This window comes from Amaricoccus macauensis (assembly GCF_014201905.1).
Classification (GTDB): domain Bacteria; phylum Pseudomonadota; class Alphaproteobacteria; order Rhodobacterales; family Rhodobacteraceae; genus Amaricoccus; species Amaricoccus macauensis.
Genome location: NZ_JACHFM010000002.1, coordinates 1,324,152 through 1,340,839, shown reverse-complemented (window position 1 = coordinate 1,340,839; position 16,688 = coordinate 1,324,152). Strand labels below are relative to the sequence as shown.

Annotated in this window: 14 protein-coding genes; 9 read left to right on the top strand and 5 right to left on the bottom strand. The window is 68.5% G+C overall.

Annotated elements, in window-relative coordinates; genetic code table 11:
- Positions 1-242: 242 nt before the first annotated feature.
- From HNP73_RS13830 to HNP73_RS13795, 8 genes are all read left to right on the top strand, one after another.
- On the top strand, positions 243-551 hold the full coding sequence (locus HNP73_RS13830) for a DUF485 domain-containing protein (RefSeq protein WP_184150443.1): 309 nt from the start codon (positions 243-245) through the stop codon (positions 549-551).
- Positions 548-2,260 (top strand): cation acetate symporter, encoded by a 1,713-nt coding sequence (locus tag HNP73_RS13825; RefSeq protein WP_184150440.1) that lies wholly within the window; start codon positions 548-550, stop codon positions 2,258-2,260. The genes HNP73_RS13830 and HNP73_RS13825 overlap by 4 nt, the downstream gene beginning before the upstream one ends.
- Positions 2,261-2,375: 115 nt before the next feature.
- Entirely contained in the window at positions 2,376-3,764 is a 1,389-nt protein-coding gene (locus HNP73_RS13820; protein WP_246399747.1) for a putative nucleotidyltransferase substrate binding domain-containing protein, read from the top strand.
- Positions 3,761-3,964, top strand: a complete 204-nt coding sequence (locus HNP73_RS13815) for a hypothetical protein (RefSeq protein ID WP_184150419.1) — start codon at positions 3,761-3,763, stop codon at positions 3,962-3,964. The genes HNP73_RS13820 and HNP73_RS13815 overlap by 4 nt, the downstream gene beginning before the upstream one ends.
- Complete coding sequence (locus tag HNP73_RS13810) at positions 3,964-6,666, top strand: sensor histidine kinase (RefSeq protein ID WP_221288509.1); 2,703 nt, start codon at positions 3,964-3,966, stop codon at positions 6,664-6,666. The genes HNP73_RS13815 and HNP73_RS13810 overlap by 1 nt, the downstream gene beginning before the upstream one ends.
- Positions 6,641-7,006 (top strand): response regulator transcription factor, encoded by a 366-nt coding sequence (locus HNP73_RS13805; RefSeq protein WP_184150412.1) that lies wholly within the window; start codon positions 6,641-6,643, stop codon positions 7,004-7,006. Before HNP73_RS13810 ends, HNP73_RS13805 begins: the two co-directional genes overlap by 26 nt.
- Positions 7,003-9,138, top strand: coding sequence for an exonuclease domain-containing protein (locus tag HNP73_RS13800; RefSeq protein WP_184150409.1), 2,136 nt, complete (start codon positions 7,003-7,005; stop codon positions 9,136-9,138). The genes HNP73_RS13805 and HNP73_RS13800 overlap by 4 nt, the downstream gene beginning before the upstream one ends.
- A 46-nt stretch (positions 9,139-9,184) precedes the next feature.
- Positions 9,185-9,973 (top strand): 3-keto-5-aminohexanoate cleavage protein, encoded by a 789-nt coding sequence (locus HNP73_RS13795; RefSeq protein ID WP_221288507.1) that lies wholly within the window; start codon positions 9,185-9,187, stop codon positions 9,971-9,973.
- A 30-nt stretch (positions 9,974-10,003) separates the two neighbouring features.
- On the opposite strand, the gene HNP73_RS13790 is transcribed toward HNP73_RS13795, so the two are convergent.
- Both HNP73_RS13790 and HNP73_RS13785 read right to left on the bottom strand, forming a co-directional pair.
- Positions 10,004-11,086, bottom strand: coding sequence for an FAD-binding oxidoreductase (locus tag HNP73_RS13790; protein WP_184150406.1), 1,083 nt, complete (start codon positions 11,084-11,086; stop codon positions 10,004-10,006).
- Positions 11,087-11,091: 5 nt separating this feature from the next.
- On the bottom strand, positions 11,092-12,336 hold the full coding sequence (locus HNP73_RS13785) for an aromatic ring-hydroxylating oxygenase subunit alpha (protein WP_184150403.1): 1,245 nt from the start codon (positions 12,334-12,336) through the stop codon (positions 11,092-11,094).
- A gap of 355 nt (positions 12,337-12,691) precedes the next feature.
- On the opposite strand from HNP73_RS13785, the gene HNP73_RS13780 reads away from it, so the two are divergent.
- The gene (locus HNP73_RS13780; RefSeq protein ID WP_184150400.1) at positions 12,692-14,119 is read left to right on the top strand and encodes an alanine/glycine:cation symporter family protein; all 1,428 of its coding nucleotides are present in this window, start codon (positions 12,692-12,694) and stop codon (positions 14,117-14,119) included.
- A 22-nt stretch (positions 14,120-14,141) separates the two neighbouring features.
- Here the strand turns inward: HNP73_RS13780 and HNP73_RS13775 are convergent, their stop codons facing one another.
- Genes HNP73_RS13775 through HNP73_RS13765 form a run of 3 tightly spaced genes read right to left on the bottom strand, consistent with a single transcriptional unit; the run spans position 14,142 to position 16,668 of the window.
- Positions 14,142-15,086: an AEC family transporter gene (locus tag HNP73_RS13775; RefSeq protein WP_343063303.1), complete on the bottom strand. Its 945-nt coding sequence runs from the start codon at positions 15,084-15,086 to the stop codon at positions 14,142-14,144.
- Entirely contained in the window at positions 15,083-15,883 is an 801-nt protein-coding gene (locus HNP73_RS13770) for an MBL fold metallo-hydrolase (protein ID WP_184150397.1), read from the bottom strand. The genes HNP73_RS13775 and HNP73_RS13770 overlap by 4 nt, the downstream gene beginning before the upstream one ends.
- Positions 15,880-16,668: a TatD family hydrolase gene (locus HNP73_RS13765; protein WP_184150394.1), complete on the bottom strand. Its 789-nt coding sequence runs from the start codon at positions 16,666-16,668 to the stop codon at positions 15,880-15,882. The genes HNP73_RS13770 and HNP73_RS13765 overlap by 4 nt, the downstream gene beginning before the upstream one ends.
- Positions 16,669-16,688: the final 20 nt, after the last annotated feature.

Here is a 16,688-nt window from a genome sequence, read left to right as displayed (position 1 = left end):
GAGAACGACTACGGCGCCCTCGGCGACACCTCAACCCTCGCTGATCCCGGCGTCGTCGATGAACTCATCGACAACCGCATGAACCGGACCTGAGCCTCAGATGATCCGGTCGGGTATCTCACGGGATCGGATCATTTTCTTGACGAACCAAGTGGAGCGATCTCTGTTTGTCGGACTCTCTCCCGGCAAACGGGTGGCGTGCCGTGCCTGACCGCTGACAAGAACCTAATAAAGGACGGAGAATGGAAACCCCCCTTGTGGAGCGCATCGTCGCTGATCCGAACTATCAGGAGCTAAAGCGCCAGCGGTCGAGTTTCGGCTGGACACTGACCATCGCCATGCTGGTGGTCTACTACGGCTTCATCCTGCTCATTGCCTTCAAGAAGGACCTGCTCGCCGCGAGAATCGGCGAGGGCGTGATGACCTGGGGCATCCCGATCGGTTTCGGGGTGATCATCTTCACCATCCTCATCACCGGCATCTACGTGCGCCGGGCCAACAGCGAATTCGACCAGCTCTCCGAGAAGATCAAGAAGGACGCCCTGAAATGAGCCGATCGAAGATACTTGCGGTCGCGCTGGCCGTTGCCGCGCTTCCCGGTGCCGGCTTTGCCGCCGACGTGATCCAGGGCGGCGAGAAGCAGGCCACGAACTGGACCGCGATCGTGATGTTCGGCGCCTTCGTCCTGATGACGCTGATGATCACCAAGTGGGCGGCGTCGAAGACCAAGTCGGCGGCGGACTTCTACACCGCGGGCGGCGGCATCACGGGGTTCCAGAACGGCCTCGCCATCGCCGGCGACTACATGTCCGCGGCATCGTTTCTCGGTATTTCCGCTGCGGTGATGACCTCGGGCTATGACGGCCTCATCTACTCCATCGGCTTTCTCGTCGGCTGGCCGATCCTCACCTTCCTGATGGCGGAGCGGCTGAGAAACCTCGGCAAGTTCACCTTCGCCGACGTGGCGGCCTTCCGCTTCGCCCAGACACCGGTGCGCATCTTCGCGGCCTCGGGCACGCTCGTCGTCGTCGCCTTCTATCTGATCGCCCAGATGGTCGGCGCGGGCTCGCTGATCGAGCTGCTCTTCGGTCTCGATTACTGGATCGCTGTGGTGCTCGTCGGCGCGCTCATGATGATCTACGTGCTCTTCGGCGGCATGACCGCGACGACCTGGGTGCAGATCATCAAGGCCTGCCTGCTGCTCGGCGGCGCGTCGTTCATGTCGTTCATGGTGCTCTGGAAGTACGGCTTCAGCCCCGAGGCGATGTTCGCCGACGCGGTGCGCGTGAAGGGTGAGCTCGCCCTCGCCTCCGGCAAGACCCCGGAAGAGGCGGCCGTCGCCGGCCAGTCGATCATGGGCCCGGGCACCTTCATCAAGGATCCGATCTCGGCGATCAGCTTCGGCATGGCGCTGATGTTCGGCACCGCCGGCCTGCCGCACATCCTGATGCGCTTCTTCACCGTGCCCTCCGCCAAGGAAGCCCGGAAGTCGGTGATGTGGGCGACCACCTGGATCGGCTACTTCTACCTGCTCACCTTCATCATCGGCTTCGGTGCGATCACTTACGTGCTCACGAACCCGGAGTTCCTGACGGCGGACGGCAAGCTCGTCGGTGGCACCAACATGGCCGCCGTGCACCTCGCCCACGCGGTTGGCGGCAACATCTTCCTCGGGTTCATCTCGGCGGTCGCCTTCGCGACGATCCTCGCGGTGGTCGCGGGCCTGACGCTCTCGGGTGCCTCGGCGGTCAGCCATGACCTCTACTCGACGGTCATCAAGAAGGGGAAGGCCGACAGTGCCTCGGAGCTCCGCGTGTCGCGCATCACCACGATCTGCCTCGGCATCGTCGCGGTGATCCTCGGCATCGCGTTCCAGAACCAGAACATCGCCTTCATGGTGTCGCTGGCCTTCGCGGTTGCCGCGTCCGCCAACTTCCCCGTGCTCTTCCTCGCGATCCTCTGGAAGGATTGCACGACCAAGGGTGCGGTTGTCGGCGGCTTTGTCGGCCTCGTCCTGTCGGTGGTGCTGACGGTGCTCTCGCCGTCGGTCTGGGAGGCGACCCTCGGTCATCCGGTCGGCTCGGCGCCATTCCCCTACACCTCGCCGACGATCTTCTCGATGACCCTGGCGTTCCTCACGATCTGGATCGTCTCGAAGATGGACAACAGCGCCCGCGCGAAGGTCGACCGGGCCGGGTTCCTCGCACAGCAGGTGCGTTCGGAAACCGGCATCGGCGCTTCGGAAGCCTCGGCGCACTGAAGGGGTGGGGCGGGTCATGTCCGAAATCGATCCGCCCCGACCGACTGCAGGGGGTCCCCTCCGGGAGGGGCGGGCCTTCCCTGTTGCGCGGCAGGGCCGCGAATTTCTCGAACTGATGGCGAGCCGCGTGCGGGACGCGCCGCTTCGTGTGCCGGTCTGGGCCGACGGCGGCACCGACCTCGTGACCCTCTGCCGGATGCTGAGCGACGCGGGGCGGACCGGGGCGCTGATTCGCGACGACGGCCGCATCGGCATTTTCACCACCACCGACCTGCGCGATGCGCTCCTCCTCGGGCGTCCGCCCGAGCAGGTGGCGGTGCGGGAGGTGGCGGTCTTCGACCCGCTTTCGGTCTCAGTCGAGGATGAACTTTTCGACGCGCTGGTCCTGATGCTGCGCCACGGATTTCATCGGGTGCTCGTGAAGGATGGCGATACGATCGTCGGAGTCCTCGGCCAGCTCGAGCTCATGGCGCTGGTGGCGAACCACTCCGATCTCATCGCGCTTCGCATCGATCAGGCGTCCGGCACGAGCGAGCTCGCCAGCGCGGCGCGTCAGGTCGAAGGCATGATCCGGGTGCTCGACGCCGACGGCGTCGACGTCGAGATCGTCGCCGGGCTGGTGGGCCGGCTGAACCGGCAGATATTCCGGCGGCTGTGGGAGCTTCTGGCGCCGGAGGCGCTTCGGGCGAACAGTTGCCTCATCGTGATGGGGAGCGAGGGGCGCGGCGAGCAGATCATCCGCACGGATCAGGACAATGCGCTGATCCTGCGCGACGGCTTCGTCTGTCCCCGGCTCGCGGAGGTGACGCAAGCCTTCACCGCCGCGCTCGTCGAATTCGGCTATCCGCCCTGTCCGGGGGGAATCATGCTGAGCCGGCCGCTCTGGTGCCAGGACGTGGCGGGGTTCCGGGCGGCGCTCTACGGGTGGACGCACGGGGCCGATGCCGACGGGCCGATGAATCTCGCGATCTTTCTCGACGCGGCGGTGGTGGCCGGGGATGCCACGCTTCTCGCGGAGCTGCGTGCGTACCTGCGCCGGCTGACGGCGGCGAGCGATGCGTTTCATGCGCGTTTCGTTGCGGCGATCGAGCAGTTCGGCGGCGAGGGGGCGTGGTGGCGCCGTCTGCCCGGATTGCGCGGACCGGACGCGGCGGAGGTCGATCTGAAGAAGCTCGGGCTCTTCCCGGTGGTGCACGGCGTGCGCACGCTGGCGCTCGAAGCCGGTGTCGAGGCGCTCGGCACCGCGGCGCGGCTGCGGGCGCTCGAGGCGGCCGGGCGGATCGACAGCGACCTCGCCCGCGATCTCGTGGACGCGCTGCACTGTCTCATGGGGCTGAAGCTCGCGAGCAACCTCGACCAGATCGCGGCCGGGCGGCCGCCGGACAACCTGCTCCGCCTCGACCAGCTTGGCACGCTGGAGCGGCAGTCGCTGAAGGATTCCCTCGCCATCGTGCGGCGCTTCAAGGCGTGGCTCGCCCACCACTACCGGCTGGACGCGCTGTGAGCGAGCGGCGCGGGCCACGCGCGCAATCGCTGATCGCCCTCTGCGTGGCGGGGGTGGTGCTCTTCAATTTCCCGCTGCTCGCGGTCTGGGGGCAGGGTGCTACGGTCTTCGGGCTGCCGCTGCTGCCGGTGGCGCTCTTCGGGATCTGGGCCGCGCTCATCGCGATCCTGGCCTGGGTCAGCGAGCGGGGGGGCGGGTGATGTCGCCCGTACTCGTCCTCGGCGCGTGTGCGGGCTATCTGCTCGTGCTTTTCCTCGTCGCCGCCTGGAGTGACCGGCGGGCGGCTGAAGGGCGATCGGTCATCGACAGCGCGCTGGTCTATGCGCTGTCCTGGGGAGTCTACTGCACCGCCTGGACCTACTTCGGCAGCGTCGGGCGGGCAGCGACGGGCGGCGTCTGGTTCCTGCCGATCTACCTGGGGCCGATGCTCGCGATGCTGGTTGCGTGGATCGTGCTGCGCAAGATGGTGCGGATCGCCCACACCTATCGCATCACCTCGATCGCCGACTTCATCGCCGGGCGCTACGGCAAGAGCCCGGGCCTTGCGGCGCTGGTGACGCTCATCACGGTCATCGGGATCGTGCCCTACATCGCGCTTCAGCTGAAGGCGGTGGAGGCGGGGTACATCGTCCTGACCGGGCGGGGCGACGAGGACGCGGTCGGCTGGCTCGGCGACGGGACGTTCTATGTGGCGCTCTCGCTCGCGACCTTCGCGATCATCTTCGGAACCCGGCATCTCGACGTGGCCGAGCGGCATGAAGGGATGGTCGCGGCGATCGCTTTCGAGTCGATCGTGAAGCTCGTGGCGTTCCTCGCCGTTGGTGCGTTCGTGACCTGGGGTCTCTTCGGCGGCATGTCCGACATCTGGGCGCGCGCCGGCGAGGTGCCGAAGCTCGCGGGCCTGATGCAGCTCGGCGGGCCCGGTTTCGATCATGCCCAGTGGTTCGCCATGACCGTGCTGTCCGCGTTCTCGGTTCTGCTGCTGCCGCGACAGTTTCAGGTCATGGTCGTGGAATGCGTCAACGAGCGGCACGTCCGGCGCGCGGCGTGGCTGTTTCCGGCCTATCTGCTGCTCATCAACGTCTTCGTGCTGCCGATCGCGATTGGCGGCCTGCTGCTCCTCGGCGCAGGGGGGGATCCGGAGACGTTCGTGCTGTCGCTGCCCCTGACGCAAGGGGCGCCCGGGCTGGCACTTCTCGCCTATCTCGGCGGGCTGTCGGCGGCGACCGGCATGCTGATCGTCGAGACGGTGGCGGTGTCGACCATGGTCTGCAATGACCTCGTCATGCCGGCGCTGCTGCGGCTTGGCCGCCTCGGCGACGGCGATCTGACCCGGATCATCCTCAATGTGCGGCGCGCGGCGATCGTTGCCGTCCTGATGCTCGGCTATCTCTATTTCCACGTGGCGGGCGAGGCCTATGCGCTGGTCTCGATCGGCCTCATCAGCTTCGCCGCCGTGGCGCAGTTCGCCCCGTCGCTGCTCGGCGGCATCTACTGGCGCGGCGGGACGCGGGTCGGGGCGATCGCGGGTCTTGTCGCCGGCTTCGCGGTCTGGGCCTGGACGCTGATGCTGCCGTCGGTGGCGAAGTCGGGCTGGATCGCCGACGACTTCGTGGCGCACGGGCCGTTCGGGATCGGGCTTCTGGCGCCGGAGCAGCTGTTCGGGCTGACCGGCCTCGACAGCCTGACCCATTCGCTGTTCTGGAGCATGCTCGCCAACGTCGGACTCTACGTCGGCCTCTCGCTGGCGCGCGCGCCATCGGCGCGGGAGGCGAGTCAGGCGCTGCTCTTCGTCGACGTGTTCCGCCGGCCCGGCGCGGAGCCGGTGTTCTGGCGCGGACGGGCGCGGCTCGATGACCTGAGGGCACTGGCGGCGCGCTTCCTCGGGCCGGCGCGGGCGGAGGCGCTCTTCGACGAGCACGCGGCCGAGGTCGGCGTGCCGGTGCCCGACCTGGTGGCGGACGCCCGGCTCGTCGACCGGGTCGAGCGGCAGATCGCCGGCGCGGTCGGCACCGCCTCGGCGCGGGTGCTGGTCGCGTCCGTGGCGCAGGAAGAGCCGCTGTCGGTGGAAGACGTCCTCGAAATCCTCGACGAGTCCTCGCAGCTTCGCGGCTACGCCCGGGCGCTCGAGTCCGCGACGGTGGAGCTCAGGGACGCCAACGAGGCGCTGAAGTCGCTCGACGAGTTGAAGGACGACTTCATGTCGTCGGTGACCCACGAGCTGCGCACGCCGCTCACCTCGATCCGGGCGCTCTCCGAGGTGATGCGCGATACCCCCGACATCGAGCCCGCGGAGCGTGACGAGTTCCTGCGGATCATCGTCTCCGAGACCGAGCGGCTGGGGCGGCTGGTGAATCAGGTGCTCGATCTCGCGAAGATCGAATCGGGGCACGCGGAGTGGCACAACACCGACGTCGATCTGCGGGCAGTGATCCAGGACGCGGCGCGGGCGGTTTCGGAGCTTTTCCGCGAGCGGGGCGCCCGGCTCGATCTCAGTCTTCCCGACGCCGTGCCGACGATCCGGGCCGACGCCGACCGCCTGACGCAGGTGATGCTGAACCTGCTCTCGAACGCGGCGAAGTTCGTCCCCGATGTGGACGGGCGGGTCGAGGTGCGGCTCCGCTCGGAGGCGGACGCGCTCGTCGTCGAGGTCCACGACAACGGACCGGGCGTGCCCCAGCCGGATCAGGCGACGGTGTTCGAGAAGTTCCGGCAGGGGGGCGACGCGCAGACCCGCCCGCCGGGCACCGGACTTGGGCTTCCGATCAGCCGACAGATCGTGGATCATCTTGGCGGGCGGATGTGGCTGGAATCGGAACCCGGGCGGGGCGCATGCTTTGCCTTCCGGTTGCCACTGCAGCCGGGAGGGAACGAGAATGAGCTGCAAGGTGCTGATAGCTGACGATGAACCGAACATCGTCGTTTCGCTGAGCTTCATGATGAAGCGCGAAGGATATGACGTTCTGGTGGCGCGCGACGGCGTCGAGGCTCTCGACACCATCCGCCGCGAGCGGCCGGCGCTCGTGCTGCTCGACGCGATGATGCCGGGGATGACGGGCTTCGACGTCTGCGAGGCGGTGCGGGCGGATGCGGGCGTCCGCGAGACACGTATCGTGATGCTGACCGCCAAGGGCCGCGAGACCGACGTCGCGCGCGGCCTTGGCGCCGGGGCGGATGCCTACGTCACCAAGCCATTCTCCACGCGGGATCTGGTGGCGAAGGTGCGGGACATGCTCGCGTGAAGGCGGGCCGGTCAGCCGTCACCGCGGCACTGGTCCCGGGCGTCTTTCTCGCCGCCTGGCTGGTGCTTGGGGTGGTGCTGATCGGCGCGTCCCTCGATCCGGCGGCCCGGCAGGAGGTCGTGTCGGCCGTGGCGCCGCTCGTCGGGACCCATGGCGCCCTCGTCTTCGGCTGGTGGCTGGTTGCGGCGGCGCTCGGGGCCTGGGCGGTCATGCGGCTGCATGGCGCCTTCGTCGTGCCGATCCCACGCATGGCCGACGCGACGCGGCTTCTCGCAGGCGACGCCGGCGCGCCCGCCGTCCGGCCTGCGGGGGGTGCCGCGATGCGGCGGCTCGGCGATGCGGTGAACGCGCTCGCGGCCGAGCGGCGGCGCCTCGGGGACGACATGGCGCAACTCGTCGCAGATGCCAGCCGGAAGGCCGCGGAGGATCGCGACCAGCTCGGCGCGCTCATGGCGGAACTCGACCGGAGCGTCATCGTCTGCACCGTGGAAGGTCGGATCCTGCTCTACAACGACCGGGCGCGGGCGCTCTTCCGCCGCCTGTCGCCGGCGCCGAAGATCGCCGAGGGCGCGGAGCTGATCGGCCTCGGCCGCTCGATCCATGGCGCGATCGAGCCGGCAGTACTCGCCCATGCCCGCGCCGGGGTGGAGCGGCGAATCGCCCGTGGCGAGACGCGGCCGTCGGCTCGTTTCGTCACTGTGGCGGGCAACGGAACGCTGCTTCAGGCGAGCCTTGCCCCGGTGCGGCCGGAAGCCGGCGCGATGACCGGATACGTGCTGCTCATCGACGATATCACCGAGGTTCACGCGGCGCAGTCCCGGCGTGAGCGGCATCTCCTGCAGCTTACGGAAAAGAGCCGCGCGTCGCTCGCGAACATGCAGGCGGCCCTCGACATGCTCGACTATCCCGATCTCGAGGCCGACGAGCGGGCGGGTTTTCAGGCGGTGGTCCACGACGAGGTCGCGGTGATGAGCGCGCGGCTGGCCGAGCTTGCCGCCGATACCGGACGTGACATGCTCGGCCGCTGGCCGCTGCAGGACATTCTCGGCGCCGATCTCATTGACGCTGCCGCACAGCGCATCGAAGCCGCGACCGGGCGCCGGGCAGAGCGCGGGCCGGTTGATGAGAGCCTGTGGCTTCTGGCGGACAGTTTCGGGCTGACCGCCGCCGTGACGGCGCTGGCGGCTCGGCTCGGCGAGCGGGAGGAGGTCGTGACGCTGCAGCTCGCGCCGGCCGGCAGCTGGGCGCATCTCGACCTCGTCTGGCCCTCCGGCGACGGCGCGACGGCTGCCGCTGCCGCGGGATGGCAAGACGCGCCCATGGAGGGAGAGGGATCGCCGTCGCCGCGCGAGGTGGCCGAGCGGCACGGTGGCGACCTCTGGCTTGCCCACGACCGGGACGCGGCCGTGTCATTCTTCCGCTTCATGGTGCCGCTGGCCGCCGGGGAGCGGGATGACCTGCTGGCGGACGAGCGCCCGGTCTACTACGACTTCGACCTTCTGGCGGGCTCCGAGGCGAGCAGCGCGCTCGACGACTGCCCGCTCGACCGCCTCGCCTGTACGGTCTTCGACTGCGAGACGACCGGCCTCGATCCCGGCGGCGGGGATGAGATCATCCAGATCGGCGCCGTGCGGATCCTGAACGGCCGGCTGCTCCCGGGCGAGAGCTTCGACCAGCTCGTCGATCCCGGCCGCAGCATCCCCGAGGCGTCGATCCCGTTCCACGGCATCCGCCCGGAGATGGTGCGGGGCGCGCCACGGATCGGCGAGGTGCTGCCCGCGCTCCACACCTTTGCCGCCGACACCATTCTGGTCGGCCACAACGTCGCGTTCGACATGCGCTTCCTGCGGCTGAAGGAGGCGTCCACCGGGCTGAAGTTCGACCAGCCCGTGCTCGATACGCTGCTGCTTGCCAGCATCGCCGAGCCCGATGCCGAGAGCCATGCCCTTGAGGCGATCGCTGCCCGGCTCGGCGTTCCGGTGGTGGCGCGGCATTCCGCCGCAGGCGACGCGCTCACCACCGCGACGGTATTCCTGAAGCTTCTGCCGCTCCTGCGCGAACGCGGCGTGGTAACGCTGGGCGCGGCGCGGGAGGCATCGGCCAACTCGCCGTTTGCCCGGCTCCGTTACTGACGTGTGAGGGGGTTGCCGACCTCTGTGGCATCTGGTGGAATGCCTCATGGCAGGCAAGATCGGCATCGCCGACTCGATGGCGCCGTCTCGGGGGGAGGGTCGGATGTTGATTCAGGCCTGTCTTAACGGCACGCGATCCGTTGCATTTCACCCGGCAGTCCCACTGACTCCAAAGGCGCTCGCACGCGACGCGGTGGCGGTGCGCGACGTGGGCGCGCGCTTGCTGCATTTCCATCCGCGCAACGGTCTCGGGCGGGAATCGCTGGCGGCGCCGGACGTGGACGCGGCCATCGCGGCGGTGCGCGCGGCCGTTCCGGAGTTGCCCATCGGGGTTTCCACGGGCGGCTGGATCGCTCCCGGAGGCACGGCGCGGCTCGTGCCGATCCGAAGCTGGACGGTGCTGCCGGACTACGTCTCGGTCAATGTCCACGAGCCGGAGGCCGAGGCGATAATGGGCCTCATGCAGGCGCGCGGCGTCGGCATCGAGGCCGGGATCTGGACTGAGGCAGCGGCGCGGCGCTTCGTCTCCGGCCGGATGCCGCGCTATACAACGCGGGTGCTGGTCGAGATGACCGCGGAGGATGCCGAGACCGCGAGGGCGGAGGCCAACGAAATCCTCGACGTGCTGGAGGCGGCGGGCGTGAAGCTGCCGATCCTGCTCCACGGTGAGAATGCGTGCGCCTGGCCGATGGTCGCGATGGCGGCCGAGCGGGGGCTCGGAACTCGAATGGGCTTCGAGGACACCCGCGAGCTGCCCGGCGGGGCGGTGGCGGCGAGCAATGCCGCGCTGGTGGCGGCTGCCGCCCGCGTCCTTTCGGGGCAGGCGGCGGCCTGATCGCGGGCCGCGAGGGTCAGGCGTCGGGGGTCAGGCGTCGATCTCGACGCGCCCCATGGGATGCGAGCAGCAGGCGAGGATGTAGCCCTCCGCGATGTCCTCGTCGCTGATGCCACCGTTGTGCACCATGTGGACCTCGCCGGAGATCTTCCGGGTCTTGCAGGTGCCGCAGACCCCGAAGGTGCAGCCCGAGGGGATGTTGAGCCCGGCCTGCCGCGAGACGGCGAGGATCGTATCGGCCTCGGTGCAGGGCACCGACTGGCCGCTGGCGGCAAAGATCACCTCCGACAGCGCCTCGGCGCTCGGCACCACGTCGTCGAGGACCGGCGCGTCGGCCGGCGTCAGCACCGGTGCCGCGAAAGTCTCCTGGTGGTAGTGGTCCATGTCGAAGCCGAAGCCGATCAGCATGTCGCGGACCGCCTGCATGAATGGCTCCGGGCCGCAGCAATAGACCTCGCGGTCGAGATAGTCGGGCGCCATCAGGCCCAGCATCAGCTGGTTGAAGGTGCCGCGATAGCCGGTCCACGCGTCGTGCGGGTCGTCCTGCTCCACCACGAAGTGCAGCTTGATCGAGGGGACGCGCGTCGCCATGTGCTCGAGCCGCTTGCGGAACACGAGCTCGGACGGGCGCCGCGCACAGTTGACGAAGCAGATGTCGGGCTGGCCGCCCAGATCCCAGCGGTAGGTGGTGATCGCCATCATCGGCGTCACGCCCGAACCGGCGGAGATCAGCAGGAGCTTGCGGTCGGCCGGGACGTCGGGGACGAAGATCCCGCCCGGGCCGATCGCCCTCAGCCGCACGCCCTCGCGCAGGTTGTCGAGCATCCAGCGCGTGCCGATGCTCGTCGACTGGGCGCGCACGGTGAGGGTGATCGAGAGCGGCCGCGAGGGGCTGGAGCTGATCGTGTAGGTGCGATGGATCGGGCCGCCCGCCACCGGCAGCTCCAGCGTCAGGAACTGGCCGGGACGATAGTCGAACCACGCGCCCGAGGGCGCGCGGAACGAGAACGAGACGGTGTTCGGCCCTTCGGGCACCACCGAGACGCATTCCAGCGGCTCGCTGTCCTTCCAGGGCTGGGCGCCGCCGAGGCGGGGGACGAGATCGAGGCTCATGCGGGCTACTCCGCCGCGAGGCGCGCGTGGCCGCCGCCGAGGCGGTCGGTCATCGTGGCGCAGTACCAGTCGACGAACTGGATCACGCCGTCCTCCTGAATGCGGCTGTAGGGGCCGGGCACGTAGGCGGGCGACTTTACCCCGCGCTGGTTCTCCTCGACCACGGCGCGATCCTCGTTGTTCGTCGCTGTCCAGACCTGCGTCAGGTTCGTCAGGTCATAGTCGACGCCCTCGACCGCGTCCTTGTGGACGAGCCACTTGGTCGTGACCTCGGTCTCGGTCGGGCTGATCGGCAGGATGCGGAACACCGTCGTGTGGTCGCCGAGGAAGTGGTTCCAGCTGTTCGGATAGTGGAAGAAGAGCAGCGAGCCCGCGTCGGCGAAGGGCGCGGTCGACAGGCGCTTGGTCGGCACCGCCGCCTTGCCGTCGAGGGTGAAGCTCTCGCCCGCGCCGAGCAGCGGGATGCGCACGAAGCGCCACTGATGGTCGGGGTCGATGAGGAAGCGCGACGGCAGCCCCGCCGCCTCGCAGCGCTCCCAGTGCTTCGCGATCACCGGCTCGACGTTGCCGTTCTCGTCCTGTGACGTGTAGCCGGGGCGGTCCGGGAACGTGCGGCAGAGCGACGGGTGGGAGCCCGCGCAGTGATAGCACTCGCGGTTGTTCTCCATCACGAGCTTCCAGTTGCCCTTCTCGATGATCGTCGACTCATGGGCGATCTTCGCCTCGTTCAGGCGGTGCGGCGCGAGATAGCGGCGCGCAGCCTCCAGCATGGCCGAGTTCTCGGGCGGATTGTCGGCGAGGCAGATGAAGACCATGCCGGCCGCATCCTCACAGGCGACAGGCTTCAGCCCATGCTGCGAGGCGTCGAAGTCCGGCCCCATGTCGCGGGCATAGAGCAGCCTGCCGTCAAGCTCGTAGGTCCACTGGTGGTAGGGACAGACGAGCTTCGGCGCCGAGCCCTTGAGCGCGGTACAGACCCGGCTGCCGCGATGGCGGCAGGAGTTGTGGAAGGCGCGGATCTTGCCATCGGCGCCGCGCACGATGACGATCGGGTACTCGCCCACCTGCACGGTGACGAAGTTTCCGGTCTTCGGGATCTCGCAGGCCGGGATCGCGAAGAGCCAGTCGCGATAGTAGATTTCCGCAAGGTCGAGCTCGAGCGTGCCGGGATCGGTGTAGAGCAGGCGGTCGAGAGCGTGGTCGGGCTTGCGCCGGGTGATGAGGTCGAGCGCCGTCTCCTGCGAGACCATGGGTCTGGCTTCCTTCGTTCCTTCCGCCAGTGGCGGAGTCTGGGTTGCGTACCGGGCTTGCGTCGGTCGTCGGATGATCTTCGGAAACGGGCGGTCTTCCAAGCGATCCTGCGCTCGTCGACCCCCGTTGCCTGGTTTATCCGCCGCGATTCATGCCGCCATTCAAAGGCGAGATTAGCTCGGACTGAATCTCGCGATGGGTGATTTGCGACACGGCATGTCGCGAATGCGAAGGCGTGATCGGAAGGGGCTGCCGGCGAAATTTCATGCGCTCAGCGCGACGTCACGGAGCGAATTGGTTGGACCCGTTCAGTTTCAACCCCTTAGGGTTAAGGGCGCAATGGAGGGGGAGCCCATGAACGCAATCATAGATTTCCTGAACACGGTTTTCTGGGGGTACGTTTTGATCTACGGCCTTCTGGCCGTCGGCATCTTCTTCACGATCCGGCTACGCTTCCAGCAGATCCTGCGGTTCGGCGAGATGTTCCGCGTGGTGACGAGCGCACCCGCGACCGACAAGGAAGGGATCTCGCCGTTTCAGGCGCTTTGCACGTCGCTGGCATCGCGCGTCGGCACCGGCAACATCGCCGGCGTTGCCGTCGCGCTGACGCTCGGAGGCCCCGGGGCGATCTTCTGGATGTGGATGGTCGCGCTCGTCGGAATGGCGACGGCGTACGCGGAGTCGACGCTTGCCCAGCTCTACAAGGTTCACGACCGGGAGGGGGGCACCGGCGTCTATCGCGGTGGCCCGGCCTTCTACATCGCGCGCGGCCTCGGCATGCCGTGGCTCGGCGGGGTGTTCTCGGTCTGCCTCATCCTCTCGTTCGGTCTGGTCTTCAACGCCGTGCAGGCGAACTCGATCGCTGACGCCATGGTCGGGGCCTTTGGTGTGCCAAAGCTCACCACGGGCGTCTTGCTGGCGGCGCTGACCGCGGTGGTGATCTTCGGCGGTATCCGCAAGATCGCGACCGTCGCGGAATACGTCGTGCCGTTCATGGCGGGGGCCTATCTGCTCCTCGCGCTCATCGTGCTGGCTCTCAATATCGGCGAGGTTCCGGCGATGTTCGGGCACATCATCGCCAATGCGTTCGGCTTCGCCGAGGCGGCCGGTGGCGTTGCGGGCGGGGTCGCGGCGGCGATGCTGAACGGCGTGAAGCGCGGGCTCTTCTCGAACGAGGCCGGCATGGGCTCGGCGCCGAACATCGCCGCGGCGGCGACGCCGGTGCCGCACCACCCGTCGAGCCAGGGTTTCGTGCAGGCACTCGGCGTCTTCATCGACACGCTGGTGATCTGCTCGTGCACCGCGCTGATGATCCTCCTGTCGGGCGCCTACACGCCGGGCGCCGAGCTGACCGGCACCCAGCTCACGCAGGCGGCGCTGGCCGATCACGTCGGCTGGATCGGGCCGTACTTCATCGCGGTGGCGATCTTCTTCTTCGCCTTCACCTCGATCATCGGCAACTACGCCTATTCCGAGATGGCGATGGCCTTCCTCGGGATCGGCAACACCGCCGGCCTGATGGTCTTGCGCTTCGTCGTTCTGGCGATGGTGATCTGGGGCGCGTTGCAGGCGGTGACGACGGTCTTCAACGCGGCCGATGCGTCGATGGGGCTGATGGCGACGATCAATCTCATCGCGATCGTGGCGTTGTCGGGAACCGTGGTGAAACTCACCCGCGATTACTTCCGGCAGCGGAGCGAGGGGCGTGAGCCGACGTTCGACCTCGGGGACTATCCCGAGCTTGGCGACGGGGTCGATCGCAGCATCTGGACCCGCGACTGACCCTGCGACGGCGCGGCGGGGGTTATCCCGCGCCGCCCAGCACGCTCAGCCAGAAGGCGGCCGTCACCACGAGGAGCCCGGTGCAGAGCACGATCGAGCTTGCCGCCTGCGCCTGCGCCCGGTTGTAGAGGCTGGCGAAGACGTAGGTGTTCACGCCCGGTGCCATCGCCGCGGTGACGACGGCGGCGCGGACGAACTCCATGGGCAGGTCGAAGACCAGGTGCGACAGGGTGTAGGCGATCGCCGGGTGCAGCCCGAGCGAGAGAACGGCGATCATCGCCGACTCGCCGAGATTGGCGTGGATCGCGTAGCGCGTCATCACCCCGCCGAGCCCGAACAGCGCCGCTGGCAGCGCCGCGTCCGCCACCATCTCGAGCGCGGCGCGCAGCGGGCCGGGCAGGGCGATCCCGGAGAGGTTGACGATGAAGCCGAGCGCAAGTCCGACCATGAGGCCGCTGCGGAACATCGCGCGCAGGACAGAGCGCAGGGTCGACAGGAGCCCGCGGCCGTCGGCGCGGGCGAACTCCATCACGGTGATGCCGAGGAAATAGCAGAACGGCGCGTGGATCGAGATGATCGCAAAGCTTGGGGAGAGCGCGCCGGCACCATAGGCGTGCTGCATGATCGGCAGGCCGAGCAGCACCGAGTTCGAGAAGAGCGCGGAAAACCCCACGGCCACCGCCTCGCCGGGGCGGCGGTGGAAGAGCAGGCGGGCGCCGAGCGTGCCAAGGGCAAAGCAGATCGTCGCGCCCGCATAGAACGAGATCAGCAGCCCCGGGTTGAAGACCTTGGCGAGGTCGAGGTCGACCAGGGCCAGGAACAGAAGGCAGGGGATGGCGAAGTTCTGGGTGAACACCATGAGCCCGTCGACCGCCGACGACGAGAAGAACCCGGTGCGGGTCGCGGTGTATCCGGCGCCGATCACCAGAAACACCGGCAGGACGACGAGAACGATGATGCCGATCACGCCGGCGTCTCGATCACCAGACCATCATGGGCGGCAATGATGCCGGCCGGCAGCTCGGCCGACAGCGTGGCGTAGTCGAGATCATTGTGCATGTCGGTGAGCACCGCGCGCCGGGGCGCGGCCTGCTCGATCCAGGCGAGGCTTTGGTCGAGGTGCGCGTGGGTCGGGTGCGGCTTGCGGCGGAGCGCGTCGAGAATGAGCACGTCGAGGTTCTCGAGTGCCGGCCACGCCGCCTCGGGGATCGCCGAGACGTCGGGCAGATAGGCGAGGTCGCCGATGCGAAACCCCAGGGCCTCGATCCGTCCGTGCTGCACGCGAAACGGCTCGAAGCGGATCGCGCCGCCGGCGCCGTCGATCTCGAACGGCCCGTCGATCTCGTGGAGATCGAGAATCGGCGGATAGAGACTGCCCGGCGGCTGGACAAAGACGTAGGCGAAGCGCGAGAGCAGCACCTCGGTGGTATCGGCGTCGGCCCAGACCGGCAGGCGCGCACCCCGGTTGTGAACGACGGTGCGCAGATCGTCGACGCCGTGCAGGTGGTCGGCGTGCGGGTGTGTCCAGGCCACGCCGTCGAGGAGCCCGACGCCTGCCGCGAGAAGCTGGGTGCGCAGGTCCGGCGTGGTGTCGATGAGCGCGCGGGTGACGGCCTCGCCGTCGATGCGCTCCACAAGCAGCGAGCAGCGCAGCCGGCGGTTTCTTGACTCCGCCGGGTCGCAATCGCCCCAGTCGCCGCCGATGCGCGGCACGCCTGCCGACGAGCCGCAGCCGAGGATGGTGGCGCGAAGCCGCGCGCTCATGCCGCGGCCTTGGTGAACAGGCGATCGAAGTTCGTGGTGGTGAGCGCTGCGAAGTCCTCCGGCTCCATTTCGAGGTGCCCGGCCATCATGCGCGCGGTCTCGGCGACGTAGGCGGGTTCGTTGCGCTTGCCGCGGTGGGGCTGCGGCGCGAGGTAGGGGCTGTCCGTCTCGACGAGCAACCGCTCGCGCGGCGCATCGGCAAAGATTGCCCGCAGGTCACCCGAGTTGCGGAACGTCGCGATGCCGGAGATCGACAGGTAGAAGCCGAGGCCGAGGGCGGCCTCGGCCAGCGCCCGGCCGGAAGTGAAGCAGTGCATGACGCAGGTGAAGGCGCCGGCGGCGTGCTCCTCGGTCAGGATGCGCGTCATGTCGTCATCGGCGTCGCGGGAGTGGATGATGAGCGGCAGGCCAGTCTGGCGCGCCGCCTCGATGTGGAGGCGCAGGCTCTCCTGCTGCGCCACGGCACTCTCGGCCGTGTAGTGGTAGTCGAGCCCGGTCTCGCCGATCCCGACCATCTTCGGGTGCCGTGCGAGCGCGACCAGTTCTTCCACGCGCGCCATGGGTTCTTCGGCCACCTGCATCGGGTGGGTGCCGACCGCCCAGAAGACGCCATCGTGCGCCTCGGCGAGGCCGCGCACGGTGTCGGCGTTCTTCAGGCGGGTGCAGATCGTCACCATGCGGCCAACGCCGGAGGCCCGGGCGCGCGCGACGATGGCGTCGGTCTGTCCGGCGAAGTCCGGGAAGTCGAGGTGGCAATGGCTGTCGACGAGCGTGGGCAGGGTCATGGAAGGCAGTCCGAGAGAGG